Source organism: Pseudomonas sp. 25 R 14 (assembly GCF_900004755.1).
GTDB lineage: Bacteria > Pseudomonadota > Gammaproteobacteria > Pseudomonadales > Pseudomonadaceae > Aquipseudomonas > Aquipseudomonas brenneri.
This window is the reverse complement of the sequence record NZ_CVTS01000045.1, coordinates 68,642-78,404: the sequence shown is the minus strand read 5'-3', so window position 1 is coordinate 78,404 and position 9,763 is coordinate 68,642. Positions and strand designations below refer to the sequence as shown.

The window sequence follows — 9,763 nt, the reverse complement described above, 5'->3', positions numbered from 1 at the left end:
GTTCAAAATTCTTTGACAGTGATCGCCCATGGACCTCAAGTCGCTTACCTTGCTGGTCGAAATCATCGATGCAGGCAACCTCAGTGAGGCCGCACGGCGCCTCAAGGTCAGCCGGGCCAACATCAGCTACCACCTCAGCCGCCTGGAGCAGTCGATCGGTTTGCAACTGGTACGGCGCACTACGCGCCGCATCGAGCCGACCGAGATCGGTCTGCGCCTGTATGAGCATGGGCGAGCCATCCGCAATGAGCTGCTGGCGGCGCAAGAGTCGGTGTCTTCACTGGGGCAGAGCCTGCAGGGCCGGGTGCGTGTCAGTGTTCCAAGTGGCTATGGGCAATGGGTCATGGCTGACTGGCTACTCGATTTCAAGCGGCTGTATCCCGGGATTGTGCTGGACGTGATGTTCGAAAACCGTGTCGAAGACCTGATGCGCGATGAAGTGGACATCGCGGTACGGGTCATGTCCGAGCCGCCGCAAAACCTGGTGGCGCGAGACATGGGCGTGTTGCGCTACGTGGCCTGCGTTTCTGCGGCCTACGCCCAGGAGCATGGTGTGCCAGAGCAACTCAGCGACTTGCGCACCGCGCCGCTGATTACGGCGGCGGTGGTCGGCCGGCAATTGCGGGTCGCCGCTTACCTGAATGAGGAGCGGCATGAGGTACTGCTGGAGCCCACCCTGATTTCGGAGAACTTCCTGTTCTTGCGCCAAGCCGTATTGGCCGGGTTGGGCGTCGGGCTGGTGCCGGACTACCTGGTGCAGGATGACGTGCGCCAGGGCACGCTGGTTACCGCACTGGACGCCTGGCGGCTGAGCATCTTCGGCACCAACATGTATATGCTCTACATGCCTGATCACCATCACACCCGCGCGACCTCGACCTTCATCGACTTCATGCTCGCCCGGGCCAGAACCGCGGAGGTAGACTGCGCCCCATGTCCATCCAACACGCACTCCTGACCTCACTCCTGGAAAAGCCCTCGACGGGGTATGAGTTGGCCAATCGGTTCGACCGCTCCATTGGTTATTTCTGGCAAGCCACCCATCAGCAAATCTATCGTGAGCTGGGCCGTATGGTCAGCGCCGGCTGGCTCGTGGCGCACGATGGCCCTGAGGATGACAAACGGCGCAAAAAAACCTACCAGGTGCTGCCTGCGGGGCGCGCCGAGTTGATGCGCTGGGCGGGCGAGCCGCAAGAAACGGGGGATCAGAGCCAGGCACTGCTGATCAAGCTGCGTGCCGAGGCGGTGATTGGCCCGCTGGGTCTGGGGGATGAGGTCCAGCGCCTGATCAAGCAGCATCAGGCACTGCTTGAGACGTATCGGCAGATTGAACAGCGTGACTTTTCATCCACGTCTTTAACCACTGCACAGCGCCTGCAATATATGGTGCTGCGGCGTGGAATCATGCTCGAAGAAAGCTGGCTGGCTTGGGCGGACGAGGTATTGCCGTTGATTGAGGCTTGAGGCCAGGTAGGGCTCGACATTCATCCAGACCGAAATCCCGAATCCGCCGCCAATCCCTTGTGGGAGCTGTCGAGCTTTAGCGAGGCTGCGATGGCGGCGGCACAGGCATTGAAGGTATCGCCTGATCCACCGCTATCGCAGCCTCGCCGGGGCTCGACAGCTCCCACCTTTGATCTTCATCCAGATCGAAATTCCGGATCCACCGCCAATCCCCTGTGGGAGCTGTCGAGCTTCAGCGAGGCTGCGATGGCGGCGGTACAGGCACTGAAGATATCGCCTGATCCACCGCTAATGAGTAACGCCGAGGTCCAGGCGTTTGCGCGAGGCTTGATACTCACCCTTGAGCCGCTCGATCAGCTTGCCGGCCGGCAGGACCGACTTGACGGCGCCCACGCCCTGGCCTGCGCCCCAGATATCTTTCCATGCCTTGGCCTTGGCCCCTTCACCGGTGCCGAAATTCATTGTCGAAGGGTCGGACACCGGCAGTTCATCCGGGTCCAGGCCGCTGTTGGCGATGCTTTGGCGCAGGTAATTGCCATGCACACCGGTGAACAGGTTGGAGTAGATGATGTCGTCAGCCGAGCTCTCGACAATCATTTGCTTGTAGGCCGATTGGGCATGGGCCTCTTCAGTGGCGATGAACGCCGAGCCGATATAGGCCAGGTCAGCGCCTGCCGCCTGGGCGGCGAGAATCCCATTACCGTGTGAAATGGCCCCCGACAGCAGCAGCGGGCCGTCGAACCATTCACGGATTTCCTGGATAAGCGCAAACGGCGAAATTTTCCCCGCATGCCCTCCAGCACCCGCAGCCACGGCAATCAGGCCGTCGGCGCCTTTCTCAATGGCTTTTCTGGCGAAGGTATTGTTGATCACGTCGTGCAGCACGATGCCGCCGTAGGCGTGTACCGCCTCATTCACATCCACCCTCGCACCCAGCGAGGTGATGATGATCGGGACTTTGTACTTGGCGCACAGTGCCAGGTCATGTTCGAGCCGATCATTGGACTTGTGCACGATCTGGTTGACCGCAAACGGTGCAGAGGGCTTATCCGGATGCAGGGCATCGTACTCGGCCAGCTCGGTCGTGATTTGTTTCAGCCAATCCTCCAGTACTGGCGCCGGCCGCGCGTTCAGCGCGGGGAATGAACCCACTACGCCGGCCTTGCATTGGGCGATCACCAACTCAGGGCTGGAAATAATAAACAGCGGCGAACACACCACTGGAATCGAAAGACGGCCTTGCAAAACAGTTGGGAGAGACATGACGGCTCCAATCGGATCGGGTGTCGGGTACCCGGCGAGGAGAAATTAGCAGGGTGAATTTTAATATGCAACCAGTTGCATAGTTGGCTCCCTGACTGTTACCCGCAAGAAATGTGTTGGCTGTTCTATGCTTGTTTGGCGTGACTCATTCTTATGGACGGGAGGTAGGTATGACCAATCAAGACAAGCCGCGCGATGAGGCGCAACAGGAGCAGGAGCGCGCCAGGCAACGTCGCGAGGAAGAGAAGCCACAGACCTGGAAGCATCCGGATGACGGTACGGAACTGTCCGAACGCGATCAGGAACGTCCGCTAAAACCCTGACTGTAGGAGCCGGCAGCCGGCTCCTATCCGATAAGGCCCGCGTCAGTTTTGGATCGGCGTACACAACTCCACCAGTGTCCCATCCGGGCCGCGCACATACGACACCACCTGGCCCCAGGGTTTGCTGATCGGCGCCGTCAGCTCGGTTGCACCTGCGGCCAGCGCCTTGGCGTGGGCGGCCGGCACGTCATCGGTGACAAACCCCAACTCCATGCCCAGTGGTTGTTTCGAGCTGTGGGCTGGCACATGCCCACCGGGAAAATTCATCTCGCCCAGCTCATGGGCGGCGAAAGACAAGGTGGTGCCACCTGTTTCAAGTTCGCCATAGGTGCCTGATTCGTGCAGGAAACGCCGATTGAAACCGAAGGCGTTTTCAAAAAACTGCAGCGACGCGGCGACGTCCGGGACGTAGACGATGGTGTAGGCGAATTTCATGGCGAAGCGCTCCGTGCTTGAATGAGGCGCTTATTAGAGGGGCCGAGATGGGCATCGTCAACCGGCCGATACCAGCAACGCGGTCGGAAACCCTGACGCCAGCACCAGGTACGCGACGATGGCGGCCAGGCATAGCCCGACAAATACCCGCAGCAGTGTCCTGGCGGTCGGGTGGGCGATGAACCTGATGCTCCAGATGCACAGCCCGGCCATCAGGATGGCCAGGGCAAGAATGACCAGCACGGGGGTGTTCTCGGTTGCCATGGAAGCTGATTTATAGTCCCAAACAGGTGGGTTGGATAGTCGGCGCATAGACGCAGGCCCCGCTGTGTTCCTAAACTGCCGGCAGTCTTGGGCTGTAGGGCGTTCGCCATGAACCGCAATGAATTACGCAAGGCCGACATCAACTTGATGGTCGTCTTCGAAACACTGATGCTCGAACGCAACGTGACACGCGCGGCAGAGAAGCTGTTTCTCGGCCAGCCGACGATCAGCTCGGCCCTCAACCGCCTGCGCACACTGTTCAACGACCCGTTGTTTATCCGTGTCGGCCATCGCATGGAGCCTACGGCGCGAGCCGAGGAACTGATCCGGCATCTGTCGCCGGCGCTGGACTCGCTGTCGGCGGCGTTGAGCCTTACCCATGATTTCGACCCGTCTGTCAGCACCATGACATTTCGCATTGGCCTGTCCGATGACGTCGAGTTTGGCTTGCTGCCACCGCTGCTGCGGGCCCTGCGTATCGAAGCGCCGCAGGTGGTGTTTGTGGTGCAGCACGTTGATTACTGGCGTATCCCCGATTTGCTGGCCTCCGGCGATATCACTGTCGGCATCACCCAGACCCGTGGCCTGCCGGCCAATGCCAAGCGCAAGTTGTTGCGCCATATCCGCCCCAGCGTGCTACGCGCCGATGCCTCGGACCAGCCCCTGACCCTCGACGAATACTGCGCGCGCCCCCATGTGCTGGTGTCCCACACCGCCAACGTCGCAGGGTTTGCCGATGAGTGGCTGGCCGAGATCGGTCGCAAGCGGCACGTGGTGTTATCCGTGCCGCAATACAGCTCCTTGCCGGCATTGCTGGCCGGCACCGATATGATCGCCAGCCTGCCGGACTACACGGCCCAGGCCATGGCCGCGGCGGGCAACCTGTTTTGTGAACCATTCCCGTTCGATACGCCGACCCTGGACCTGTCCATGGTCTGGCTCAGCCACGTTGACAGCGACCCGGCCGAGCGCTGGATGCGCTCGCGACTGGAAGCGTTTATGGGGGGATGACAGCTACAAGCAGCAAGCTTCAAGTGGCAAGTGATGTCTGTGCATCTCTTGCCGCTTCTAGTTTGCAGCTTGCCGCTGCCTGCACCACCTGCTCGCGAAACCACGCGTTGGCAGTTTCCTGCTCGCTGGCGTCGTTCCACTGCATATCCAGGGTAAACCCCGGCAGGCCGTTGGGGGCTTCGCAGTGGCCAAACGGCGGTTCCACGGCCAGCAGCTGTTGCACGCGCCGGGGCAGGGTGACGATGAAGTCGGTGCCGGCAATCATCTTCAGCGCGGCGCTATAGCTGTTGGCCCGGGCGATAACCTGGCGTTTTTGGGCCTGGCGCGCCAGCCAGCCGTCGATCATGTTGGTGTCCGAGGTCCAGGGGGTGGGAAACACATGGCGCCGGGCGACGAAGGATTGCAGGCTGAACGCCGGTTCCCGGGGGGCGGCGCGTTTATCGAAGACACAGACCAGATCGTCTTCGAGCAGCATCTGGGTCCTGAGGTCCTTGTGCTCGCGATGAAAGTGCGGGCCGAAGCAGATCACCAGGTCCAGGCGCCCGTCGCGCAGCGCTTCGACGGGAATCTCGGTTTCCAGCTTCTGCACGTTGACGATCACTGGCAGGTCGGCATGATCGAAGTGTTTCAACAACCTGGGCAGGATCAGTTGCTCGAAGTACTCGGGCGCACAGAGGTTGAAGGTGACGGCTTTTTGCGTGGGGTCGAATGTCTGCGCACCTGCGTGGCAGAGGTTGATGCTTTCGAGGATTTTCTGCACATGCCCGTACATGGTGCTGGCCTTGTAGGTCGGGCGCATGCCGGCACGGGTGTTGATAAACAGGTCGTCCTCGAAGCTGGTACGCAGCTTCTTCAGGCTGTAACTGACGGTGGACTGGCTGACAAACAGGGTTTCGGACACATCGGTGACGCTGCTTTGCTCATACACAGCGACAAACACCATCAGGTCCTGCATATCGAGCTTTCTAAGCAAGTTACTGTTTAGCATTCGTTCCGTCCGTGAGCCTGTTGCGCGACCGCAGCGCAAACAAGTCAAAATGTTAACGGAACGCTCGTACCAATAGAAAGGTCCGTAGGACCTTTCTGTGTCGGTTGTGGGACAGATACTGTTTGGAATACGACGCCCTAGCGAATATGCCGTGCATAGTGGCGTGGGTCGAAGCGCAGGACGATCAGCAGCATCACCACCACCACGGCGGTGAGCGACCACCAGGCCCATTCGAAACTGCCCAGTTGGTCGCGGATCATCCCGGCAATCAGCGGCGACACGCCAGCAATCAGGTAGCCGATGCCCTGCACGAATGCCGTCAGGCCACCGGCGCGGCGCGGGTTGTCCAGGTGGTCGAGGGACAGGATCAGGCTCATCGGGAACAGCCCGCCAATGCCCAGGCCCAGCAGGCACGGCCACAGTAATGTGAGGTGCTGCGGCGAGAGGATCAGGCCACAGAAACCCGCAATGATCAGCACCAGCAACACGGCAACCACGCCGCGCTTGTCCTGGCGCCGGTTGGCGATGGCCGGGGTGATCAGCCCGGAGACCACTTCCATGGCCGTCAGGAAGCCCAGCAGCAGGCCGGCATTCTGTTCGCTCCAGCCTTGCTCGACGTAGTACGGCGCCAGCCACGCCAGTACGCAGGTGTAGGAAGCGGTACCGAGGCCGAAGAAAATCGCCAGCAACCACGCGCGGCGATTACCGAAAAATGACTCCTGCGGGCCGGCGCCGGCTTGGGGCAGGGGAGGCAGCGCCGCGCGCTGGGCGTACCAGAACAGCAGCGCCAACACGGCAAGCACTGCCCAGATGGCCAGGCCGATGCGCCAACTGCCGGTGTGCACCTGGATGAACGGCGAGAACGATGCCGCCAAGGCTGCACCGCCCATGATCGCGGTGACGTACAGGCCCATGAACAGCGAAACATTGTCACGAAAGTGCGACTTGATCAGCGCGGGCATCAACGCCTGGATCAAGGCAATGCCCACGCCGGCGGCAATGGCGCTGAGGATCAATTCAGCCGCAGAGTCGAGAAACAGCCGCGACAGGGTGGCGAGGCCAATCACCACCAGCGACAGCACAATGCTGCGATGCTCACCCAGCCGTTTGCCCAGGCCGATGCCAAAGAACATCGCCAAGCCCATCGCCATCACTGGCAGCATGGTCAACAACGAAGCGGTGCTGAAACTCAGGGGCACATCGGCGCGTATCGATGACAACAACGGACCAACCGCCGCCATGGACGGGCGCAGGTTCAGGGCCACTAGCACAACACTGAGCATCAGCCAGAGAGCGGTGGTGGGTTTTGCGTGGACGTTTTCCATGGGCGGGCCTTGAGCGGACAAGGTCGCTATTAGGCGGCGGTGCAGGGCGGGGGGCAAATGAGAAAGTCGCAGGGGCTATTGAAAAACTGCAGTTGCTGGAGCCGGCAAGCCGGCTCCAGCAGCGGTTGTGTGCTTAGTAGCCCACGGTAAAGCGCTGGCGGGAGTGTTTCGGTGTTTGCACTTCGTCAATCAGGGCAATGGCGAAGTCGGCAAAGCTGATCCAGCTACGGCCTTCGCTGCTCACCAGCAGGTCGTCCTGGCCCAGGCGGAATGTGCCGGTGCGCTCAGTCTCGACAAACTCTGCCGAAGGCGAAAGGAAGCTCCAGTCCAGCTCCTTTTCCTGGCGCAAGGTGTCGAGGAACACTGCGCCAGCACTGGCCTCGGCCTTGTATTCGGCAGGGAAGCCTGCGCTGTCGATAACCCGCCCACCGCCCGGCAACAGCAGCGAACCGGCACCGCCCACTACCAGCAGACGCTTCACGCCGGCCTGTTTTACCGGCCCGATCACCGCGGCAGCGGGCAGGGTGGCGAAGTGCGCGGCGCTGATCACCACGTCGTTGCCGCTGATCGCCTGTTGCAGGGTTGTCGCGTCCAGCGCATCCGCCTGTTTAACGATCAAGCCGGGACGCGCTGCGATAGTTGCGGTGTTGCGGGCGATGGCCGTGACGGTATGGCCGCGACGCAGGGCTTCTTCCAGCAGTTGGCTACCGGCACGGCCGGTGGCACCAATGATTGCAATCTTGCTCATGACGTTCTCCAGGGTGGGTAAAGGGTTGGATCAATTCACCACTTCATTTCGCCCTTGGCGACTTTGGCGCTCAGTTCCAGGGAGCTTTCATCGGCCAGGTTCGGGTAGCGTTTTTTCATGGCAGCGATCAGTGCGGTGGAATCCTTGGCCTTGGCGGTTTCTACATCGAACGCCTTGATGTAGTCGGCAGTGAAGGCGACAGATTTGGCTGTAGGCGTGCCCAGGTAGTGACCGGGTACCACGGTGACCGGTTTGAGTTTTTCGATACGTTGCAGGGTGCTCAGCCAATCGGCGTGGGATTGCGCGCCCTGGGTGTCGGCCATCCACAGGTGGATGTTTTCTGAGACCACCACGCCGCCGACCACGGCCTTGATCGATGGGATCCAGACGAAGCTGCGATCCGGCTGCGGGCCGTCCAGGCCGATCACTTCCAGCGGTTGGCCTTCGAGCGTCAGGCTATGGCCTTCGAGGACTTGGGGAATAATGGTTTTGGCCGGCTTGTCGGCGCCCATTTTCGGGCCCCAGTATTCGATCTTTCCGGCAACGGTGGCCTTGATATGGTCGACCACTGGCTGCGGTGCGAGGATCTTGGCCTGTGGGAAGGCGTTGGCCAGGGTGTCGAGGCCGAAGTAGTAGTCCGGGTCGCCATGGCTGATATAAATGGTGGTCAGCTGTTTGCCGCTGGCGCGGATCTTCTGCACCAGTTGCTCGGCCTGGCCTTTGCCGAACTGCGCGTCCACCAGGATCGCGTCTTTCTCGCCGCTGACCAGCACTGAACTGACGGGGAAGATCGCCGATTCGCCCGGGTTGTAAACATCGAGGGTAAGGTCGGCGGCGACGGCGTGGGCGGCAAAGCCGAGAACGGTAGTGGCCAATACAAAGCGCTTGAGGGTGGTGAGCATGGGCAGGTCCAGGTCAGAGGTGCCTTGATAGGCGATGGACAGAGCTTAGTTGCACTGAACGCAGCAAAAAATGCGATGCTGGAACATAGTTTGTTTCTGAAATCGGGCAAATCATGGATCGTCTTCAAGCAATGCGGGTGTTTGTCACCGTGGTCGACCTGGGCAGCCAATCTGCCGCCGCCGATCATCTGGACCTGTCGCGCCCGGTGGTATCGCGCTATCTGGCTGAGCTGGAGGACTGGGTCGGCGCCCGCCTGATGCACCGCACCACCCGCAAGCTCAGCCTGACTGCCGCCGGCAGTGAAACCCTGCCACGCTGCCGGCAGATGCTGGAATTGTCCTGCGACATGCAGGCCGCCGTCAGCGAACCGGACGACGCCCCCCGGGGCCTGGTGCGCCTGAGTGTCAGCACCTCGTTTGGCCAGGCACAACTGGCCGATGCGATGGCCGAGTACGTCAAGCGTTACCCGTTGGTCAGTATTGACCTGCAAATGCTCGACCGCACAGTGAACCTGGTGGATGAGCGCATCGACCTGGCGATCCGCACCAGCAACGACCTTGACCCCAACCTGATTGCGCGTCAGTTGACGGTTTGCCGCTCGGTAATCTGTGTCTCGCCGGCTTATCTGCTGGAACACCCGCAACCACAGCGCGTGGAAGAACTGGCCGGGCACAATTGCCTGACCCACTCTTATTTCAGCAAGAGCCTGTGGCACTTCGAGGAAAACGGCGAGCCGGTGTCGGTGCCGGTGCACGGCAATATCAGCGCCAATGAAGCCAGCACCTTGCTACGCATGGCCCTGGCGGGAGCGGGGGTGGCAATGTTGCCCAGCTATCAGGCCGGTGATTACATCCGTCGCGGCGAGTTGATTCGTCTGCTGCCCCATGCCGAGCCTCGGCAGATGAACATCTATGCGGTATATGCCTCGCGCAAACACATGCCGCAGGCGTTGCGCAGCCTCCTGGATTTCCTGGTCTTGAGGTTCCCGCCAGAGCCGCAATGGGATGCAGGATTGTAGGCCCGATAAGGCCCCTGAATA

General features: G+C 60.9%; 12 protein-coding genes. 5 read left to right on the top strand and 7 right to left on the bottom strand.

Translation table 11 applies throughout. The features are described 5' to 3' along the window. Window positions 1–28: 28 nt before the first annotated feature. Together BFQ03_RS15265 and BFQ03_RS15260 are read left to right on the top strand one after the other, a co-directional pair. A complete protein-coding gene (locus BFQ03_RS15265; protein WP_065943487.1) occupies window positions 29–958 on the top strand; it encodes a LysR family transcriptional regulator in 930 nt (309 codons plus the stop codon). Continuing rightward, window positions 934–1,464 (top strand): PadR family transcriptional regulator, encoded by a 531-nt coding sequence (locus BFQ03_RS15260; RefSeq protein ID WP_032863525.1) that lies wholly within the window; start codon window positions 934–936, stop codon window positions 1,462–1,464. Before BFQ03_RS15265 ends, BFQ03_RS15260 begins: the two co-directional genes overlap by 25 nt. Before the next feature lie 288 nt (window positions 1,465–1,752). Here BFQ03_RS15260 and BFQ03_RS15255 read toward each other — a convergent pair whose 3' ends face one another. Next, on the bottom strand, window positions 1,753–2,727 hold the full coding sequence (locus BFQ03_RS15255) for an NAD(P)H-dependent flavin oxidoreductase (RefSeq protein ID WP_065943486.1): 975 nt from the start codon (window positions 2,725–2,727) through the stop codon (window positions 1,753–1,755). A 170-nt stretch (window positions 2,728–2,897) separates the two neighbouring features. Between BFQ03_RS15255 and BFQ03_RS30270 the strand changes: the two genes are divergently transcribed. Then, window positions 2,898–3,050, top strand: a complete 153-nt coding sequence (locus BFQ03_RS30270; RefSeq protein WP_167360814.1) for a hypothetical protein — start codon at window positions 2,898–2,900, stop codon at window positions 3,048–3,050. Window positions 3,051–3,092: 42 nt separating this feature from the next. Here BFQ03_RS30270 and BFQ03_RS15250 read toward each other — a convergent pair whose 3' ends face one another. Together BFQ03_RS15250 and BFQ03_RS15245 are read right to left on the bottom strand one after the other, a co-directional pair. Then, a complete protein-coding gene (locus BFQ03_RS15250; RefSeq protein WP_032863523.1) occupies window positions 3,093–3,485 on the bottom strand; it encodes a VOC family protein in 393 nt (130 codons plus the stop codon). A 57-nt stretch (window positions 3,486–3,542) separates the two neighbouring features. Continuing rightward, a complete protein-coding gene (locus tag BFQ03_RS15245) occupies window positions 3,543–3,749 on the bottom strand; it encodes a hypothetical protein (protein ID WP_154220497.1) in 207 nt (68 codons plus the stop codon). 108 nt (window positions 3,750–3,857) lie between these two features. Between BFQ03_RS15245 and BFQ03_RS15240 the strand changes: the two genes are divergently transcribed. After that, window positions 3,858–4,760: a LysR family transcriptional regulator gene (locus tag BFQ03_RS15240; RefSeq protein WP_032863522.1), complete on the top strand. Its 903-nt coding sequence runs from the start codon at window positions 3,858–3,860 to the stop codon at window positions 4,758–4,760. Between the two features lie 19 nt (window positions 4,761–4,779). Here the strand turns inward: BFQ03_RS15240 and BFQ03_RS15235 are convergent, their stop codons facing one another. From BFQ03_RS15235 to BFQ03_RS15220, 4 genes are all read right to left on the bottom strand, one after another. Continuing rightward, window positions 4,780–5,748: a LysR family transcriptional regulator gene (locus BFQ03_RS15235; protein WP_032863521.1), complete on the bottom strand. Its 969-nt coding sequence runs from the start codon at window positions 5,746–5,748 to the stop codon at window positions 4,780–4,782. 137 nt (window positions 5,749–5,885) lie between these two features. Next, complete coding sequence (locus BFQ03_RS15230; protein WP_032863520.1) at window positions 5,886–7,073, bottom strand: cyanate transporter; 1,188 nt, start codon at window positions 7,071–7,073, stop codon at window positions 5,886–5,888. 133 nt (window positions 7,074–7,206) lie between these two features. Further along, on the bottom strand, window positions 7,207–7,821 hold the full coding sequence (locus BFQ03_RS15225) for an NAD(P)-dependent oxidoreductase (protein WP_065943485.1): 615 nt from the start codon (window positions 7,819–7,821) through the stop codon (window positions 7,207–7,209). A gap of 35 nt (window positions 7,822–7,856) precedes the next feature. Then, complete coding sequence (locus tag BFQ03_RS15220; protein ID WP_065943484.1) at window positions 7,857–8,723, bottom strand: MBL fold metallo-hydrolase; 867 nt, start codon at window positions 8,721–8,723, stop codon at window positions 7,857–7,859. A gap of 113 nt (window positions 8,724–8,836) precedes the next feature. On the opposite strand from BFQ03_RS15220, the gene BFQ03_RS15215 reads away from it, so the two are divergent. Then, entirely contained in the window at window positions 8,837–9,742 is a 906-nt protein-coding gene (locus BFQ03_RS15215; protein WP_065943483.1) for a LysR family transcriptional regulator, read from the top strand. Window positions 9,743–9,763 lie beyond the last annotated feature (21 nt).